Origin of the sequence: Paenibacillus sp. FSL R7-269, from assembly GCF_000517865.1 — a bacterium.
Classification (GTDB): domain Bacteria; phylum Bacillota; class Bacilli; order Paenibacillales; family Paenibacillaceae; genus Paenibacillus_AQ.
This window is the reverse complement of record NZ_ASPS01000075.1, coordinates 13,913-31,925: the sequence shown is the minus strand read 5'-3', so window position 1 is coordinate 31,925 and position 18,013 is coordinate 13,913. Positions and strand designations below refer to the sequence as shown.

Genomic DNA, 18,013 nt, shown 5'->3' with positions numbered 1-18,013 from the left:
ATCAGCAATTGAGCTTTGCTAAGAAGTTCAAGGTTGTAGAAATTCAGCCAAACGATAATTACACACTCATGCGCTACAAAAAGGTGATATGACCTCACACTAAGTCATAGACTGCAATGGCTATGGGTTAATGGAAAAATATAGAATATGGGGGTTGTGTACGAATCATGTCAGAGAACAAAGAGTTCTATAAAAGTGTGTATAAAATCGCTGTGCCCGTTACGCTTCAAAGCTTGCTGATGGCGCTGCTCAATTTGACGGATCAATTGATGATCGGGCAGCTTGGAGATGTGGCCATTGCCTCGGTGGGGATATCCACCAAAATATATGGGATCATCGCGGTTGTCTTAGCCGGTTTATCGACGGGTGTATCCATTTATGCTGCCCAGTTTTGGGGGAACAAGGATTCCAAAAGTGTCTCCCAAGTGCTGGGTCTCGGGCTGATCGCCGGTTTCACGTTTTCTTTCCTGTTCTCTGCGGCTGTCTTCATGGATTCGCCGCTCTTTTTGAGCCTGTTCACTACAGACGTGAATGTAATAGATAAGGGGTACATTTTCCTTCAGGTCATGTCGATCGGCTTTGTGCCTGTTATGCTCACGATGATGTATTCCGCGATTTTGCGCAGTACGGGCCATGCCAAATGGCCGATGTATGTAAGTTTAATCTCAGTGGGTTTGAATATTATACTGAATTACGTGCTTATATACGGCCATTTCGGCGCTCCTGCGCTTGGTCTGAAGGGCGCGGCCATTGCTACCCTTATTTCCAGGGTCTTAGAATGCTTGTTGATCATTGGTGCCGTGTACCGATATCGTTTACCGGGAGCTGTCGGGTTAAAGAACTTATTCATCATTCCTAAACCGCTCATTCGCAAGTTTTTTGGAACGACCTATCCGCTGCTACTGACTGAATTGATCTGGGTATTGGGTGAAACGGTATATGCGATCATATATAGCCGTATGGGGTCAACGGAAATGACTGCGATGACTATTACCTTCCCGCTGCAGGGTCTTTGCATCGGCTTATTATCGGGACTGGCCAGTGCAGCAGGAGTAATGGTTGGTAACCGTTTGGGTGCGGACGAAACTGAACTTGCACTCGATCACGCGAAAAGGTTCATTCGCCTTGGCATCATTATCTCTCTGATTGTCGGGGTTATTATTGCGGCAGGTTCGAAGCTGTATGTCTCTGCATTCAATATCTCCGAGGATGCTAAACAAATGAGCATGTATATCGTTATCGTGTTTGCTGGATTTCTTTGGGTCAAGGTGTCAAATATGATTATAGCTGGCGGAATTCTAAATAGCGGGGGAGATAGTAAGTTCGTGTTCACCTTGGAATCGACCACAACGTGGCTGATAGGTGTCCCATCCGGGCTGCTGCTGTCCTATATCTGGAACCAGCCTGTCTACCTTGTGTATCTCGTCATCTCCCTGGAGGAGGTTGTCCGCTTTGGCTTCGGATACACCCGGATTTACTCCCGCAAGTGGATAAGAAATCTAGTTCATGATGTGGCTGAAAAGGCCATGTAACAGACGACACTGCAATGCGGTTGACACAAAAGTAATTAGGCGCCATACTATGTGTATGAACAACAACAATAGAAAAATAAATGACATGGAGGCTATTCCCTCCCTTGTACAATCCCAGCGTCAGATTGATCGCTATAACCTGGACATAGACGCACAGGCTATACTCGTCGCATCTAGGCTAATGGCAGCGGGAGCCCAGCTTGGTCAGGCCTCGGAGATTCATTTCTCCAGATTCGGCTTATCAACAGGCCGATATCGTGTATTGGCAGATCTCGAAGATCACGAAGGAGAAGAGTTGCCTTCGCAATTAGCAGAGCATCTAGGCGTTACACGTGCTACAGTGACTGGTCTGATCGACATTCTTGAACGGGATGGCCTAGTATCCAGGCGGTTAAGCTCAGAGGATGGCCGTCAGAAATCGGTTATTTTGACGGAAGAAGGAGCGCAGAAGCTACGTGAAATGGCTCCTGAGCATTTCGCTTGGCTGGAGGCCATGGTGGGCTTACTCAGTATAGACGAGCGCAGCGTATTCCTCGACTTGCTGGGCCGGGTTACACTAGGCATCTCTGCCCTTATGGACGAACCAGGCTCGAAACCAAAATGAAACATCAGTAATGAGTAGAATGGGCTAGTAATGCTAGCCTCTTTTTACTCCTATATAGTTAGGTTCCTAATTATATCTCGCTGAAAGCACTCGACGGAATGATCTCAGAGAAGGAAGGGGTAACGAAATGAACCAGATGAAATACCCGTATCCGCCAGATGATGCTTACGGTATCAAGACGGTGGGTTCCAGAAAAAAGCCCTTTGCACTATGGCGTGAAGTTGTAATGGCCTATGCTGCTCCTGCCATCATGGCAGGTATTGGGGGATTGGTTACTGCTGATAGGGGGCTTCAAATCGGAGCATTGACCACAATTGGCGGTGCATCAGCCTTGATGGCTTTGATGATTGGCCTTATATTGCGCAGCCGGGTGGGTCATATGCGATGGGTCACAGGTGCACCTCACTTGGTTGTGGTAGGAGGGTTCGCAATAGCCGGGTCCTTGTATGGCCTATGCGCGGCATGGGTGACATCTGGTGTACTGGAACTTATGATGCCGGGCCATCACTTGGCCTGGGTCGATCGCGTCTGGATCGATTTCCCGTTGTCTGGATTCATAGCAAGCACGATAGTGACATGGCGGTGGCGTCTTGCCGTTACCACCCATTTGACATCCAAAAGGAGAAGAAAAAAATGATAGTTATTGTGGGAGCAACAGGTACGATAGGCAGTGCGCTGGTGGAACGGTTGGCTGATCTTGGCGTGCCCGTCAGGGCTCTGAGTAGAGAGCCGGAGAAGTTGCGTAAGCAGATCGGAGAAAAGGGCCGATCAGCTATCGAGGTCATATGGGCAGATGCTGCTGACCCCGAATCGCTGCGCCGCGCATGTACAGGTGCCAGCCAGCTCTTCCTCGCCATGTCCAACAGTCCAAGACAAATTGAATTGGAAACTTCAATCATTCAGATTGCAGGCGAATCTGGAATCGAGCACATCGTGAAAATATCCAGCCCTGCCTTTGAGCAGAGCTCTCCAGTAGCAGTGGCGGGCTGGCATCAAGAAATCGAGCAAGTGCTGAGGGGATCAGGTCTCACCCACACCGTGTTGCGCCCTTATGCATTCATGCAAAACCTAATGCGCTTTGCACCAACGATTACAACCCAAAATGTTTTCTTCGGCTCCATGGGCCATTCACCGTGTAACTTCATTGACTGCCGCGATATCGCAGATGTTGCCGCAGAAGCTTTAACTAACCCTGAGGTATCAGGCCAAATATATACGCTTACAGGTTCAGAGATTTTCAGCTATCCTCAGATCGCGGCTCGGCTATCCGCCCTGCTTAATCGGCCAATAAGTTACATCAATATGGAACCCCAAGAACTACTCCGTAATCTTATCGAGCACGGGCATATGCCTCCTTGGCTTGCGAACCACGTTGTGGAGATTCAAACCATGTCCAGGGTGGTTCCAGAAAGTCCAAATGACACGGTGAGGCGCCTGCTCGGCAGAGAGCCGCGTAAGCTGGAAGCCTTTCTGCATGAGAGTGTGGAGAATTACCGGTAGAGAATGTCAATAACACGGGGTTGTGAAATCACACCGTTTTGGCTAACGTATCAACGATGGTTACAAAAAGGGAGATTAGCAGCTACGAACAACTGTTAATCTCCCTTTTGCAACCCTGCTATTCGCTTACTTCTTTCTCCGTCTGCCGAAAAAAATACTGATATTATGAATAAGGATAGCTATGCTGATTAGCACCAATATATAAGAATAATCTGTTTTATCTGCCAGTAAAAGAGACACACCAAACAATGTAAAAGTAATTATAAAACTCAAAGATGTGTTTTGAGGGTTACGGTCTTTTTTGTAGGCTGAGTATATGCTAAAAAACATAAGCCAGGCAATACCAATCACTATAAATATCTTTAAATACATAGGGGATCAAACCTTACTAGTGAATTTTAAAGTTGGGTGATGTAAATGTACGACTTTTGCATATCCATCTTTGCAGTATTAAATTCATTAATAGTTACACCTGCAAGAACTGCCAGGCCTCCTCCCGCAATAAGCCATCCTGCAGAAGACCAGACAAATTCGCTCCCGCAAACCCTGATGATCCAGCTTTGGCTAACATTAGTTCAGAGTACACGTTAAGACTTTGTCTCCAAATGCTTTAATATCCTCCAAGTAGTCGTACCCTGGTGGATTTGGACCTGCTTGATTGTACATTCTAACCGCGACTAGCCGATGTTCAGGAATAACCAAACAGGCAAGATTGGCTTCCCCCCCTTGGTCATCAGCATATTCTTCATTTAACCATACTAAATTGTCATCGCTATTCTTACACCAACCTGTCTCAATGAAATTGCAGGGTTTGAAAACATATTGTTGCATAACCTCTGACAGGGGTGCCTCAAATAACTTCCGTATTATTCTAATCAGCATATTGATCCCTATATTGTTATAATTCCAACCCGTTCCTGGCGGGAAAAGAAGTGTTCATATGGATCGGCTGTCGACAGAAGAGATACAAGATCAACAGGAGTTACTGGAGGCGATCACTCTTTATGTTAATAAGTTGGACCTAATGGTTAAAAAAAGCTCGTAAACCTTACTCTCTCTGTATGATTTGAATATAGAACCTCAATATACGTAGAGAGGTTAATCCCATTGGACTTTTTTCAAAGGTAAATTAGCTGATCAAATTTTTTCACTTAATCATTGATTGAAATACCTGCGGCTTTAAAATGTCCTTGAGTTAGAATTTTACCAAATTGAGAAGCGAGTTCCTTTGGGGTATAGGAAAAATCATTTTTAACCCACCACACCACAATACCCATAAAAGTAGATGCGATATATTGGAGTAATAATTCCTTTGAAATCTTCAATGGGGCATCATTCAAGCCGTCCTCCACTGTGTTTTTTATAATTTCCTCCATTTTTGACTGAAAACCATAAATTCTATTCTCATCCACTAACAATGCTTTGTAAAAGGGGATATTGTCCTGGATTTTCTCCAGGATGGTTTGCATTAGTTGTTCAAGCATAGAACCGCTTAACGGAGTTTTGCTGCTTGAGCATTGCTTGAGTGTACTCTTTAGTTCTTCGATTAACTCGTCCATAGATGCATTTAACAAATCGGGTTTGTTCTGATAATGAAGGTAAAAGGTATTCCGGTTAATCATCGCTTTATCGGCAATGTCTTGAATCGTAATTCCTTCGTATCCCTTTTCCATAAGAAGCTCTATAAACGCTTTTTTGATTGAATGTTTGGAGCGAATGATACGCAAATCGGTTTTTTTGTTCATTAGAACTCATTCCCTTAATTTTTTTGTGAGATATACGACATTTGAGCTGAAATTGCATGTTATCTCTCAAAATCAGAAATATTAAATATTGAATGCTGACCTTTTATTAATCATAATAAACACAAGACAAATATACAACACATTGACCATTATTTATCTTATTGACCATTAATTCTAATTGAAAGGGAGATATCAAATGAAAACTATAGCTATTGTTGGAGCAGGAGCAGGTTTAGGAATGTCCATTGCGAAGAAATTCGGACAAAACTGCTTTCGCGTAGCTCTTATTGCCCGAAATGAAGATAAGCTGAAACAGCTGGTTATTGAATTAGAACAATTGGGAATTGAAGCGGCTCCATTTCAAGCGGACATATTAAATAAAGAAGAAATTGAGAGAGCCTTTGCCGCTGTTAAAGAGAAATACGGATTTATTGATGTTCTTGAATACAGTCCAACGCCGGGCTTCAACACCGTAGCGCCAACATTAGATGTAACCGAAGAAAATGCGTTATACCAATTTCAATTTAATGTTTTAGGTGCGTTATCGAGTGTTCGGCAAGTGCTGCCGGAAATGCTGGCTAAGCAAAGCGGTGCCTTATTATTTACTACTGGAGGCGCTGCAATCCACCCGGTACCGACGATGGGTAATGTCGGAATTGCAGTTTCGGGGCTTCGTAATTATATCTTTAATTTGAACAGCGAATTAGCGGACAAAGGTGTGTATGCGGGTCACCTTTCGATCGGAATCTGGATGCAGCCGAACTCAGGAGTTCAAGACAAAATCGCTGATATTTGGTACGACATGTACACCAAAAGAGACAGAGTAGAAGAATTTATAACTGAAGACCGGGTGTGAATATGAATATCACCATTTTTGGTGCAAGTGGTGCAATCGGACAGCTGGTAACACGATTAGCTCTAGATCACGGAGATTTTGTTAAGGCATATGTTAGAAACTCCCACAAAATTAGCCTCAAACATCCCAATTTGAGCTTTGTACAAGGGGAACTATCGAATGCTACAACCATTGAGCAGGCTGTTGCTAAATCAGATGTCGTAATCAGCACACTAGGACCAGCATCCGATATGTCACGAAAGCTTAAAGGGACGCCGATTGCAGACGGACATGAGCTGATGATTAGGGCTATGAAGAAGCATAACAAAACAAGGTTAATTACACTTGCGACGCCGGCTTTGCAATCAGATGACGATAAGAAAAACATGTCGACGATACTTCCAGGTGTGATGGCCAAAGTTTTCCTTCCAAACGGTTATGCAGAGATGAAGAAAATGGAAGGAATTATTAAACAATCGAACCTTGATTGGACAGTTGTCCGAATTATTAACCCCAATGTTAAACACAAAGGGCAATCCTATGACTATTCATTCGGAGATCAATCGGCTAAATTATCGGTTTCCAGGGAAAATGTTGCTAATATCATGTACGCTGCCACCCGTGACAACCATATGATTAGAAAAATGCCTATCGTCTACAACAAATAAGCTCCAAAAAGGAGGCTTGGAAATGAAAATCGAGATATGGTCGGATTATGTTTGTCCATTCTGTTATATTGGTAAACGGCGGTTAGAATCTGCACTGGAGCAATTCGCTCATCAGAATGAAGTGGTGATTGAATTTAGAAGCTTTGAACTTAATCCGCAAGCATCATTGTACTCTGGCAAAAATATGCATCAAATGGCCTCTGAGAAACATGGTGTGAGTATCGAGCAAGCGAAAGAGGCAAATGCTAAGCTTGGGCAACAAGCGGCGATGATGGGTCTGGTGTATAATTTCGACGGAATGAAGCCTACCAATACGTTTGATGCTCATCGTCTAACCCAATATGCCAAATCGGTTGGTAAAGATAAGGAATTATCCGAGAAGCTGTTCTATTCGTATTACACGGAAGCCAAGCTGATTAGCGATCATGATACATTAGCAGATATTGCAGAATCCGTTGGAATGAACAGGGACGAGACAAAGGCAGTTCTTCAGGACCCATCCAAATATGCTAACGAAGTGCGTTCAGATGAAGCCACAGCCAAACAGTTAGGAATAACAGGAGCCCCTTTCTTTGTCATTGACAGAAAATATGCAGTTTCCGGCGCACAGCCCGTTGAGATATTCTTAAGCGCCCTTAACCAGGCAGCTCAATAAATAAGCCCCGCAAGAATCATGCACAAGCCACTCGCTTGTGCTTTTTGCCGTAGCTTAAGTTGCAGCTCTTATTTTATGATTAATGGTGCTGAATTTGAGCGGTTATTGAAGCAGGAGGTAAAGATAATCTATGACTGAATTATTAGCGCCAGCAGGCAGTATGGAAGCTTTGAAAGCTGCAATATCCAATGGTTGTGATGCAGTATACTTAGGCATGCAAAAATTTGGTGCACGCGCATACTCCTCTAATTTTGACTTGGAAACGTTAAATGAGGCTGTTACGTATGCGCACCTGAGGGACGTTAAAATCTATATTGCCATGAATACCATCGTGTTCGAGAACGAAGTGGAAGAGATGAAAGAGCAGATCCGCGAATTAAATGAAATCGGTGTGGATGGTATTATCGTCCAGGACCTGACGGCTTTCGATTATATTGTTAAAAACTTTACTGATCTGGAAGCACATTGTTCCACTCAGATGGGAATTGACGATGTAGACGGAACCTTATTATTCAAAGAACTTGGTGCGAAAAGAGTGGTTCTGTCCCGTGAGGTTAAGATTGAAACAGTCAAAGAGATCAAAAGAGTAGCTGACATTCCTTTAGAGATTTTCGTTCACGGTGCGTTATGTGTATCTTATTCGGGAAACTGTCTAATGTCAGGATTAAGCGGATTTCGGTGCGCAAATCGCGGAAGATGTGTGGGTTCCTGCCGTAAGGAATACGATCTGATTGATCAGACAACAAGTACATCTTTAGGCAAAAGCTATATTTTATCCACTAAGGACTTGAACACAATCGATTATATCGAGGATTTAAAAGAAATCGATTCTTTAAAAATAGAAGGCCGGATGAAAGTACCTACATATGTGGCTAATGTGGTATCCAAATATCGTATGGCCTTAGATCATAAAATCACCGAAGCAGACAAAGAAAATCTGAAAAAAACATTCAATCGGACCTTTACCAAAGGATATTTGTTCCACGAGGACCGGAGGAATATTACAAACATCGCAAGACCTAATCACTTTGGTTATGAGATTGGAACCATTAGCAGGATTGAGAAGGACAGGTATGAACTCACACTTACACGTACCTTAAATCAAAATGATACCATTCGGATAAGCCATAATAATGAAGATGTTAATTTAACGGTTGCCAAACTGTATGATAAAAATGGCGACTTAATCAACAAAGCAGATGATGTCTGCTATATCCAAATCAAAGAAAAGATGTCTGTGGGAGATGTAGTCTATAAAACGAAGGACTATTTCTACAATAAAGAATTAGAAGCCTCACTGGAAAAAGAATTTAAGCGGTTTGACCTGGATCTCAGCGTATATGCTTATCCAGATTCAAAGCTGTTCATAGAGGCGGAGGGCTTAGGCTTTAAATATTCCTATGAAAGCGAGGAGATACTAGGCGAAGCCATTAATAATCCAACCACCAAGGACCAGGTCATCAAGCAATTCTCCAGATTAAACGATACGATATTCGAGCTTCATCGGGTCGATTATGAGGAAGGCAATGCGTTTATTCCAGCCAAGCTGTTAAATGCAGCAAGAAGAGAAATTGTAATGGGCTTATATGACCTAAAGCTTAACAGCCAGCAGAAAAGAACCAAGGCTGCGAAAGCCAAAGAAAAAATAAGCTTTGCCCCTGTACAACCATACCTCACGGCTTCTGTAACGACTAAGGAACAGTATGATGCTTGCGTGAGCTGTGGAATTACGGAAATCTATTTTGACAATGTGGTTAGAAGAAATCAGAACGATTATCAGGAAAAAGAAGGGCAGCTGCTGATCGGAGGATATGGCGGAATTCATCACTACAGAGACACCAATCCGTTCGTTACGGACTATTCTCTAAACGTTATTAATGCAACTAGCTGCTATGAACTATATAAATTAGGGGCCAAGCGAGTCACTTTATCTTATGAAATGAATAAGGGCCAAATTGAAGATGTAATAAATGCCTATGTTGAAGACAATGACGGCTATCCTGCGCTGGAAATGATTGTGTATGGCAAGGCTCCATTGATGTTCACCAAATATTGTCCGATGAGAAAAATGAATCAATGCAGAGTTTGCAGAACGAAAAGCTATGAGTTAAAAGATGAACAAGCAACGTTCCCTATCCTTTCCCATGAGGATTGTACAGCGACTATTCTTAACGGGAAGACGCTTAATCTGCTAGATGAGCTGCCAGACCTCAAAGGAATCGAGGCGCTCCGGTTAAACTTCACAGTTGAATCTAAAGAGCAGGTTGTGAACGTCATTCATATGGCCTCAGGCAAATTAAATGGCTCAATGAATAATGCTGTCTTCAATCAGGAAACAGACACAAGAGGACATTTTAAAAAAGAGATTGTGTAGGTAGGTTGAAAGACAGTCATTCGAAGAAAAGCTCGCAGGAGCCTATATTTACAGCATATCGACGAGAGGAGCAGGGTAGTGACGCTCCGGTCGGAACGATGCGTGAACGGGCTTCTGCGGGTTTATTTGTTCTGGCGATTATTTAGTATATACTATGTCTTCCTTCGTAAGTCCTTGGTATAGGGTAAGTTTCTCTGCGGCGAGAGAAATCATATAATCAATTTCTTGTCGCTTGGATTCCAGTTCCATCAGATGCTGCTCAAGGATTTCAATCCGCTTTTTTAAAGTAGGACTATAGGTAGAAGGCTTCTCCCCTTGTTGAATTTTATCCATGACACAGCCCTCACGAGTAAATTCTGTAATCTCCTCAAGCGATAAACCCAATTTTTTAAGTTTATTTAGACATTGAATATAGGAAACCTCGCTTTCTTGGTAGACACGTGCCCCTCCATTACTGCGCATGGGTTCATGTAGTACCCCGATTTTTTCATAATAACGGATTGTATAAGGAGTTAGTCCTGTTTGTTCTGACACTTGACTGATGGTGAGCATCGGATTTCTGTTCCTCCTTTATGAAAGCTGATATTGAAAGATATTATACAGCCTTTAGTTAGCTCAAAGCCAATGTGTACATTCGCCCCAGCCTTGTACTGAATAAACTCTTGACTTCCAGTTGACTCTAACTTGTAAGTTAACGTTACTCATTCGAATACAGGAACAAACACTAAAGGGGTGTCATAATGAACAACGAATATTTCACGATTCAACAAGCATCGGAGGGGGTCTGGGGGGCTATTTCGGTTCCCGGCAGCGGTTCTCTGGGGAATGCAGCAATTATTGATCTTGGGGATTTAACCGTGGTAGTGGATACCACCAATCTGCCGCATTCTGCTGCTTTGTTACGTCATACTGCTGAACAATTAACGAACAAACCGGTCAAATACGTAGTGAATACACATTTCCATGGAGATCATGTCAACGGCAATCAGGAATTTATGAGCAGCGAATTGATATCTACTGTGTGGACAAGAGATTTGCTTGCTGATATGGGTGAAGTGAATATAGATGTCATGCAACAAAACATTCGCAAGTTAATAACTAGCCTACAGCATGAACGTTCACAGCACAGAGATCCTCATATGCTCATTGAAATCGATTATGATCTTTCTGTTCAGCATGCGCTGTATGATACGATCCCTTCCCTTCGCAGGGTGGTCCCCACGATAACCTTTGACGATAAACTCGTGATTCGGGGAACAAAGCGAACCATCGAAGTGTTGTCTTACGGAGGCGGTCATTCTTTAAGTGATGCCGTGGTGTACGTTCCAGAGGAGCGAACTTTGATTGCAGGTGATTTGGTATTGACTAAGACCATTCCGGTCATCCCCTACGGTAATCCGTACGCCTGGATACGCATCCTTAAACGCATGCAACAAGATCTCAAGACCGATACTGTCGTTCCGGGTCACGGAGATATCTCTAATTCAGATCGAATCGCAGATGTCATACGCTTTTTGGAGAAAATGATCGCTTATGTTGCTGGAGCTGTAAAAAGCGGACAATCAGAGTCTTACTGGCTGGAGCAAGGTATATTAAAAGGGTATGAGGATTGGCATCTGCCCCAGTATTTCAGATGGAACTTTCGCTGGCTCTTTAACAGTATGCTTGTTCAAAACAATAGATGAGACAACCGGCAACCTTACAATACCAAGTTTAGAGTATATGGTTTGGTCCTGACCAACAAGGTTATTCTCTATTTATATAGTATATTAATTGAGTGAACACAGGGAGGATACCGGGATGAGAATGCCAAGCGACAGCGAACTGACATTGCTATTCGAAGGAGAGGGGCAACAGCTTGAGCAATTTACTTTTGCGTACAGCGTCATTGTATGGAGAAAACATTTTAATCATTAGTCCAAAGTACACGATAAGACTTTGTCTCCAAATGTCTTAATATCCTCCAAGTAGTCGTGGAATTCATTAAATGTTCTAAAATCAATCATAAGGATGACCTTCAGATGAAAATATTATTAGTTGAAGATGATAAGACGATCGCGTCGGGACTGGAATATTCGCTGCAGCAAGAGGGTTATTGGACTGTTCTCTGCCATAATGCCGCTTCAGCCCGAAAGGTGCTCGCCAAAGACATCGATCAGTTCACTTTGTGCCTGTTCGATTTACAGCTTCCAGACGGAACTGGCTATGAATTATGCAAGATGGTGAAGGAACGGCGGGATATTCCGGTCATTTTCTTAACGGTGATTGATGATGAGGTCAATGTCGTTATGGGGCTCGATATGGGAGCCGATGATTACATTACCAAACCTTTTCGGGTTCGCGAGCTTCTCTCCAGGATCAAATCCGTCTTGCGAAGATACCAGAAGCTGTCCCACGCCGGAACAGTCATCGACATTGACAATGTGCGCATCCATACGCTGGAAGGCAAAGTATATAAAAACGGTGACGAAATTTCGCTAACCGCCTTGGAATACCGCTTACTGCTGATCTTTGGCAACCACGTTGGACAGGTCCTCACCAGGAATCAGCTCTTGGAGCAAATCTGGGACGTGGCCGGCGACTTCGTGAATGACAACACGTTAACGGTCTATATCAAAAGGCTAAGGGAAAAGCTGGAGGATAATCCGGAGCAGCCGGCTCTGATCAAAACGGTACGCGGTTTAGGCTATAAGGTTGGTGATTAGATGCTGCGCAATCGGGAAAATCTACTATTATTGCTCGTCATGGGCTCGATCAGCTTATCGGCGATCGTCATTGCTGCTTTCATTTCGTCTATCGCCGCAGCCCTGGTTATTACTGTATCCGTGCTGCTTACCGGCACAGCTGTATTATTCACAAAACGGAGATATTACGAGCTAGAGAAGCTGTCCGTCTATTTGCGGGAAATTAGCAGCGGCCAGACCTCCCTTGACCCTCGCGATAATCAAGAAGGTGAGCTTAGCATCTTAAAGAATGATATTTACAAGGTGACACGCATGCTCTCCGAGCATCGTTCGCTATTGCAGCAGGATAAGCTTCAACTGACCGATGCCATCTCCGATATTTCACATCAACTCAAAACACCGATCACCTCTATGACAGTCATGGCAGATCTGTTAAGCGCCCCTGATCTGCCTCCACTCAAGAGAACGGAGTTCACCCATCATATCCGCATTCAGCTTGAACGGATCGATTGGCTTGTTTCATCCTTATTAAAGCTAGCGAAAATGGATGCGGGAACGATCCCGTTCAAAAAAGTTCGAATACACATGAAAACCCTAATCCAAAAGGCACTGGAGCCGGTTATGATTCCGATGGATATTAAGGGACAGACCGTTTCCATCACAGGGGATGACAACGTCTCATTTGACGGCGATTTCCATTGGACTGCTGAAGCGGTCATCAATATTTTGAAAAATGGAGTGGAGCATACACCTGAGGGCGGTGCGATTACCATCACTTTTTCCGACAACGTGCTATTTACGGAAATTGTTATTACTGACAACGGAGAGGGCATTCCGAAAGAGGATTTGCCTTATATATTCAAACGTTTTTATAAAGGAAAGAATGCTAATGAAGGAAGCATCGGTATAGGGCTAGCGATGGCTCACAGCATCATTGCAAGCCAGAACGGCGTGATTGATGTAACGAGCGACAGCGGGACCGGTACAGAGTTTCGGATCAAATTTTATAAGCATGTCATTTAACAGCACTCCGTAAGTGACTGAACTGTCACCTCCAAAGTCACTGTAAAGTCATTTTAGACAGATAAAATGATATTCATCAGATGAACGATGGAGGTACAACCATGCAAATGCAAATGAAGCAGCAGCGCAAGATTACTTTTTTTATCACGATAAGCTACACCCTTGTTATTCTTTATTTTATGTTTTTTGCTTTCGGCAGAGGGGATACTGTAGATCTAACCAGTCAGTACACCTTTATTTTTTTGCCGGACGATTTTTTTAGGGTGCCGGGTCTTTCCGATCTTCTACATCCGACCGTTATGGACTTGGTAGGTATTGGAAACTTTGCGGCCTTCATACCTTTTGGCATACTGTTTCCGTTGTTATACCGCACCAGCTTTGTTCGCTTCATGACAGGGTTTATCCTATCCATTCTTGTGCTGGAGACCATCCAGGCACTAACATTCCTCGGCAGCTTTGACACGAACGACGTCATAAAGAACTCATTGGGCGCTGCTATTGGATTCGGGGCGTACAAGATTGGCTTCCGCACAAAAAACTACTGGAGAAATATCACTGTTACGGGAATTGCCGGTACTGTCTTAATGCTCGGCGTGTGGGGGACCTTAGGAGTAGTTGATCAAGTGTTCACCAAAGAGCTGGCCCCTTTTGTAGCGATCAACGAATGGAAAGATAGTACCGGAAATCGATTAACTGGAATCAAACAGGACCGTCTTAAGATTGGCGGTCAAGACGTGACACCCCAATATAATGTGTATAGCATCGAAGGTAAAAAGAAGGAAACATATACGTATTCGCTAGACAATAAGGGAGAACTGTATCTTAGCTTGAATTATGGAATTCCTGATCATAAGGATTATCAGGGCAGCCTTAAGGTTACTGTTGACGGGCATGAGCTCCTGTCTGTATCTGCAGAAGATCAGCTCCATGAGCCGGATAATAGGATCCTTCATCTCACCCGGGCTAATGAGCTTAAGATAACCATTGAGGGGAATGAAACCCTTTGGGATGTTGGATATAGAGAGATGGTATATTCTTGGAATTGAGCATCTAAGGAAGGAGGGATGGCAATGGAGATTTTAACCATTGAAAAATTGTCCAAAATATACGGCACAGGCGAATCGGCGGTGAAGGCGCTTGATGATGTTTCCTTTTCGGTCCAAAAAGGTGAATTCGTTGCCATTATCGGACCTTCCGGATCGGGGAAATCGACACTCCTTCATATGCTGGGCGGTGTGGATCGACCGACTGGCGGGAAAGTGTATGTTGAGGATACAGATATATATACCTTGGACGAAACGCAGCTGGCCATCTTCAGACGCAGGCAAATCGGGCTGATCTACCAGTTTTTCAATCTGATTCCCGTCCTGACGGTGGAAGAGAATATTACGCTGCCGCTCTTGCTGGATCAACAAAAGGTAGATCAAAAGCAATTGGCTGATCTTGTGAATACGTTGAATTTGCAGCATCGGTTAAACCATCTGCCGAATCAGCTATCCGGTGGACAGCAGCAGCGTGTCTCGATTGGCAGGGCGATCATCGGCAATCCTGCGATCATGCTGGCCGACGAACCCACCGGGAATCTGGACAGCAGGAATAGCAGCGAGATCGTCGTTTTATTGAAAATGTTGAATAAGACCTATCATCAGACACTGATCGTAATCACGCATGACGAACGGATTGCTCTGCAAGCCGATAGAATCATTTCGATTGAAGATGGGAGGATTGCCAAAAACGAGGTGATCAGGCGATGAATATTGTCAATACATTAACCATCCGGCATCTGAAGCAGAACAAGAGACGGACACTTGTGACTATTTATGGCGTAATTATATCGGTATCCATGATGACCGCTGTCATTACGCTTATTTTTTCCTTTGCGGATTTAATGATCAGACAAACCATCACAGATACAGGGGAGTGGCATGTTCAGTATCAAGATATAACCAAGAAACAGCTTGCGGCGATACAGGGCGATGATGCCACCAAAACGGTTGCCATCACAAGAGACCTTGGGTATGCCCCATTAGAAGGGGGACAAAATTCCAATAAGCCGTACTTGTTCATTAAGGAATATGATATGCAAGGGTTCACACAATTTCAGATTGAAATAAGCAAGGGACGTCTTCCGCACACGGACAAGGAGGTTGTGATCTCCGAGTCTGTTGCAACAAATGGCAAAGTGAAGTACGAAATCGGCGACCGTCTAACGCTTCGCGTCGGCGACCGATTTGAACAAGGGGGCGATCATCCCCTGGATCAGACGGAACCGCTGCGCAGGAAAGACGGCACATTGACCGAGACATTACAGCATAGCATAATTAGGGATTATACGGTGGTAGGCTTCATAAAACGTCCGGTGTCGGAAACGGCTTGGGCCCCGGCTTATACGATCATTAGCTATGTCGATGATCAAATCATCGGGGGGGACGATCGGGTCGATGCGTCGGTGGTCTTGCAGCAGGTCAATCCGTTCTTGTTCGCACATGCGGAGAAGCTGGCTGAGAAAAACCAAATGGACACTGTCCAATATAATAACGATTTGCTTCGTTATTATGGCTTGTCCAGCAGCGGAGCCTCATCCAGCATGATGTTCTCATTATCGGCAATCATTATAGGGACCATTATCATTGGCTCGGTTGGACTCATCTATAACGCTTTTGCGATATCCGTCTCGGAACGTTCCCGCCATTTAGGGATGCTCGCGAGCGTGGGGGCGACGAAAAGGCAGAAGCGAAATTCCGTATTTTTTGAAGGTATCGTCATTGGTTTGATCAGCATTCCCATTGGCATCTTATGCGGTCTTGCCGGAATCGGAATCACCTTTTCGTTCATGAACACAATGATTGAAGAGGCATTATGGACTAGTGAAAAGCTGAGGCTTATCGTCACGCCGTTATTGCTCTTGATTACTTGTCTTGTTTCGATGCTGACGATTTTCGTTTCGGTGTATCTCCCGGCGGTTAAAGCATCCAGGGTATCTCCCATGGATGCGATTCGCCAAACCACTGACGTAAAGCTTACGGCCAAAGCAGTGAAGACGTCGAAGATCATTCGTAAGCTCTTCGGAATCGAAGCAGAAATCGGGCTGAAAAACTTAAAAAGGAACAAACGAAGATATCATGTTATTCTTTTTTCGCTTGTCATCAGCATCGTTTTGTTTTTGACGATATCGTTTTTCACGACTGGCATGACACAATCTCTGGCATTGTCGCTGGAAGGCATCAATTACGATATTGAAGTGTCGTCCAGTAATGGCGAAAGACTAGATGACCGGTTGATGCAATCGCTTGTATCTCTGGATGGCGTCACGGAATACAGCGTCAGTCATGAGTTAGTCGCGAACGCTTGGGTCGATGCAGCAAGTATCGCCGACGAGTTGCAAGAGAAGGTTAAGCAGGATAAGAGTATGCTGCAAGACGGGAAATACCCTTACGAAATTAAGCTCTATGCACTGAATGATTCGAGCCTGCAAGCCTATGCCAGAGCGGCTCACGCAGATTACGAACAGCTTACGGATCTGGATCATCCCGCCGCAATCGTGATGGATACGATTCATTACAAAGATATAGATACGGGGAAATATATTCAGACGAAGTCCATCTATGCGAATATCGGACAACCTATCGAGCTAACGAGTTTTATTAAAGCGAGCGGGGAAGAAACGAAGACAAATCAAGTGATAATTGCCGCATTGACGGATAAGGCACCGATGGGGATGAGCCCGGTAGGCGTAGGCGGGTTAAATATGATCGTGTCGGAACGCGTCATGAAGCGGCTGGCAGACGGCGAGGAGCTGGCTAACGCTTCGATGTACCTCCATTTGAAAAGCACGGAACCGGTGAAAACGCAGCAGGAAATTGAAGCGATGAATGAGACCCATCTGAATGTCTACAATGTATATCAATCCAGAATAAGAGAAGAACAACAGATTCTGCTGATGAACGTCTTTTCTTACGGTTTTATCGTATTAATCTCTGCGATTTCCGTTGCGAACATCTTTAATACGATCTCAACAGGGCTGGCTCTTCGCAAACGGGAATTTGCGATGCTGAAATCCGTAGGCGCGACGCCAAAGGGGTTTGTAAAAATGCTGAACTATGAGAGTGTTTTTTATGGGGTCAAGTCGCTCTTGTATGGGCTTCCTGTCAGTTTCGCCGTGATGGTTCTGATCTATAAAGCATTTGCGAACAAATTCAGCTATGGGTTCACCCTGCCCTGGATGAGCATTCTGTCTGTCATTGTGTGTGTATTTGTCATTGTCAGCTCTGCGGTTGTTTATTCCGGAGCTAAAATAAAAAAGGAGAATATTATTGATGCATTAAAGCAAGAGAATATATGATTTACTTGGTATTGCCTTCTACGACGAACATATTCAGCTAGAATTAAAATA

At 44.0% G+C, this 18,013-nt stretch carries 16 protein-coding genes and 1 pseudogene; 14 read left to right on the top strand and 3 right to left on the bottom strand.

Annotation, left to right across the window (positions count from 1 at the left end; translation table 11 throughout):
- The first annotated feature begins 167 nt into the window (after positions 1 to 167).
- From C162_RS27785 to C162_RS27770, 4 genes are all read left to right on the top strand, one after another.
- Positions 168 to 1,532 (top strand): MATE family efflux transporter, encoded by a 1,365-nt coding sequence (locus tag C162_RS27785; RefSeq protein WP_036700001.1) that lies wholly within the window; start codon positions 168 to 170, stop codon positions 1,530 to 1,532.
- Between the two features lie 55 nt (positions 1,533 to 1,587).
- Complete coding sequence (locus tag C162_RS27780; protein ID WP_372238063.1) at positions 1,588 to 2,136, top strand: MarR family winged helix-turn-helix transcriptional regulator; 549 nt, start codon at positions 1,588 to 1,590, stop codon at positions 2,134 to 2,136.
- Positions 2,137 to 2,263: 127 nt separating this feature from the next.
- The gene (locus tag C162_RS27775; RefSeq protein WP_036699997.1) at positions 2,264 to 2,773 is read left to right on the top strand and encodes a hypothetical protein; all 510 of its coding nucleotides are present in this window, start codon (positions 2,264 to 2,266) and stop codon (positions 2,771 to 2,773) included.
- On the top strand, positions 2,770 to 3,636 hold the full coding sequence (locus C162_RS27770; protein WP_036699994.1) for an SDR family oxidoreductase: 867 nt from the start codon (positions 2,770 to 2,772) through the stop codon (positions 3,634 to 3,636). Before C162_RS27775 ends, C162_RS27770 begins: the two co-directional genes overlap by 4 nt.
- Positions 3,637 to 4,206: 570 nt before the next feature.
- Here C162_RS27770 and C162_RS37715 read toward each other — a convergent pair.
- Both C162_RS37715 and C162_RS27760 read right to left on the bottom strand, forming a co-directional pair.
- Positions 4,207 to 4,557: pseudogene (locus C162_RS37715) on the bottom strand (serine hydrolase); the annotation flags it as partial.
- 230 nt (positions 4,558 to 4,787) lie between these two features.
- Complete coding sequence (locus C162_RS27760) at positions 4,788 to 5,381, bottom strand: TetR/AcrR family transcriptional regulator (protein WP_036699990.1); 594 nt, start codon at positions 5,379 to 5,381, stop codon at positions 4,788 to 4,790.
- 196 nt (positions 5,382 to 5,577) lie between these two features.
- Between C162_RS27760 and C162_RS27755 the strand changes: the two genes are divergently transcribed.
- From C162_RS27755 to C162_RS27740, 4 genes are all read left to right on the top strand, one after another.
- A complete protein-coding gene (locus tag C162_RS27755) occupies positions 5,578 to 6,237 on the top strand; it encodes an SDR family NAD(P)-dependent oxidoreductase (protein ID WP_036699988.1) in 660 nt (219 codons plus the stop codon).
- A 2-nt stretch (positions 6,238 to 6,239) separates the two neighbouring features.
- Positions 6,240 to 6,884, top strand: coding sequence for an NAD(P)-dependent oxidoreductase (locus C162_RS27750; protein ID WP_036699986.1), 645 nt, complete (start codon positions 6,240 to 6,242; stop codon positions 6,882 to 6,884).
- Positions 6,885 to 6,906: 22 nt separating this feature from the next.
- A complete protein-coding gene (locus tag C162_RS27745; protein ID WP_063829069.1) occupies positions 6,907 to 7,539 on the top strand; it encodes a DsbA family oxidoreductase in 633 nt (210 codons plus the stop codon).
- A 130-nt stretch (positions 7,540 to 7,669) separates the two neighbouring features.
- Positions 7,670 to 9,913, top strand: coding sequence for a U32 family peptidase (locus C162_RS27740; protein ID WP_036699984.1), 2,244 nt, complete (start codon positions 7,670 to 7,672; stop codon positions 9,911 to 9,913).
- A gap of 138 nt (positions 9,914 to 10,051) precedes the next feature.
- Here C162_RS27740 and C162_RS27735 read toward each other — a convergent pair whose 3' ends face one another.
- On the bottom strand, positions 10,052 to 10,465 hold the full coding sequence (locus C162_RS27735; RefSeq protein ID WP_036699982.1) for a MerR family transcriptional regulator: 414 nt from the start codon (positions 10,463 to 10,465) through the stop codon (positions 10,052 to 10,054).
- Positions 10,466 to 10,653: 188 nt separating this feature from the next.
- On the opposite strand from C162_RS27735, the gene C162_RS27730 reads away from it, so the two are divergent.
- The 6 genes from C162_RS27730 (at position 10,654) to C162_RS27705 (ending at position 17,962) form a co-directional block, all read left to right on the top strand.
- Entirely contained in the window at positions 10,654 to 11,598 is a 945-nt protein-coding gene (locus C162_RS27730; RefSeq protein ID WP_036699980.1) for an MBL fold metallo-hydrolase, read from the top strand.
- Between the two features lie 336 nt (positions 11,599 to 11,934).
- Complete coding sequence (locus C162_RS27725) at positions 11,935 to 12,618, top strand: response regulator transcription factor (protein ID WP_036699977.1); 684 nt, start codon at positions 11,935 to 11,937, stop codon at positions 12,616 to 12,618.
- The gene (locus C162_RS27720; protein WP_036699974.1) at positions 12,619 to 13,620 is read left to right on the top strand and encodes a sensor histidine kinase; all 1,002 of its coding nucleotides are present in this window, start codon (positions 12,619 to 12,621) and stop codon (positions 13,618 to 13,620) included. It begins immediately after the preceding gene.
- A gap of 107 nt (positions 13,621 to 13,727) precedes the next feature.
- On the top strand, positions 13,728 to 14,666 hold the full coding sequence (locus tag C162_RS27715; RefSeq protein ID WP_036700010.1) for a VanZ family protein: 939 nt from the start codon (positions 13,728 to 13,730) through the stop codon (positions 14,664 to 14,666).
- Between the two features lie 24 nt (positions 14,667 to 14,690).
- Positions 14,691 to 15,374 carry an ABC transporter ATP-binding protein gene (locus tag C162_RS27710; protein ID WP_036699971.1) on the top strand — a complete coding sequence of 228 codons (684 nt, stop codon included), beginning with the start codon at positions 14,691 to 14,693 and terminating at the stop codon, positions 15,372 to 15,374.
- Complete coding sequence (locus tag C162_RS27705; RefSeq protein ID WP_036699967.1) at positions 15,371 to 17,962, top strand: FtsX-like permease family protein; 2,592 nt, start codon at positions 15,371 to 15,373, stop codon at positions 17,960 to 17,962. Before C162_RS27710 ends, C162_RS27705 begins: the two co-directional genes overlap by 4 nt.
- Positions 17,963 to 18,013 lie beyond the last annotated feature (51 nt).

Bases quoted from the DNA above. Each gene is read 5' to 3' on its own strand.
- C162_RS27755 (WP_036699988.1), top strand. From the start codon at position 5,578: ATGAAAACTATAGCTATTGTTGGAGCAGGAGCAGGTTTAGGAATGTCC.
- C162_RS27710 (WP_036699971.1), top strand. From the start codon at position 14,691: ATGGAGATTTTAACCATTGAAAAATTGTCCAAAATATACGGCACAGGC.
- C162_RS27740 (WP_036699984.1), top strand. From the start codon at position 7,670: ATGACTGAATTATTAGCGCCAGCAGGCAGTATGGAAGCTTTGAAAGCT.
- C162_RS27760 (WP_036699990.1), bottom strand. From the start codon at position 5,381: ATGAACAAAAAAACCGATTTGCGTATCATTCGCTCCAAACATTCAATC.
- C162_RS27770 (WP_036699994.1), top strand. From the start codon at position 2,770: ATGATAGTTATTGTGGGAGCAACAGGTACGATAGGCAGTGCGCTGGTG.
- C162_RS27705 (WP_036699967.1), top strand. From the start codon at position 15,371: ATGAATATTGTCAATACATTAACCATCCGGCATCTGAAGCAGAACAAG.
- C162_RS27725 (WP_036699977.1), top strand. From the start codon at position 11,935: ATGAAAATATTATTAGTTGAAGATGATAAGACGATCGCGTCGGGACTG.
- C162_RS27750 (WP_036699986.1), top strand. From the start codon at position 6,240: ATGAATATCACCATTTTTGGTGCAAGTGGTGCAATCGGACAGCTGGTA.
- C162_RS27715 (WP_036700010.1), top strand. From the start codon at position 13,728: ATGCAAATGAAGCAGCAGCGCAAGATTACTTTTTTTATCACGATAAGC.
- C162_RS27730 (WP_036699980.1), top strand. From the start codon at position 10,654: ATGAACAACGAATATTTCACGATTCAACAAGCATCGGAGGGGGTCTGG.
- C162_RS27780 (WP_372238063.1), top strand. From the start codon at position 1,588: ATGAACAACAACAATAGAAAAATAAATGACATGGAGGCTATTCCCTCC.
- C162_RS27785 (WP_036700001.1), top strand. From the start codon at position 168: ATGTCAGAGAACAAAGAGTTCTATAAAAGTGTGTATAAAATCGCTGTG.
- C162_RS27775 (WP_036699997.1), top strand. From the start codon at position 2,264: ATGAACCAGATGAAATACCCGTATCCGCCAGATGATGCTTACGGTATC.
- C162_RS27735 (WP_036699982.1), bottom strand. From the start codon at position 10,465: ATGCTCACCATCAGTCAAGTGTCAGAACAAACAGGACTAACTCCTTAT.
- C162_RS27720 (WP_036699974.1), top strand. From the start codon at position 12,619: ATGCTGCGCAATCGGGAAAATCTACTATTATTGCTCGTCATGGGCTCG.
- C162_RS27745 (WP_063829069.1), top strand. From the start codon at position 6,907: ATGAAAATCGAGATATGGTCGGATTATGTTTGTCCATTCTGTTATATT.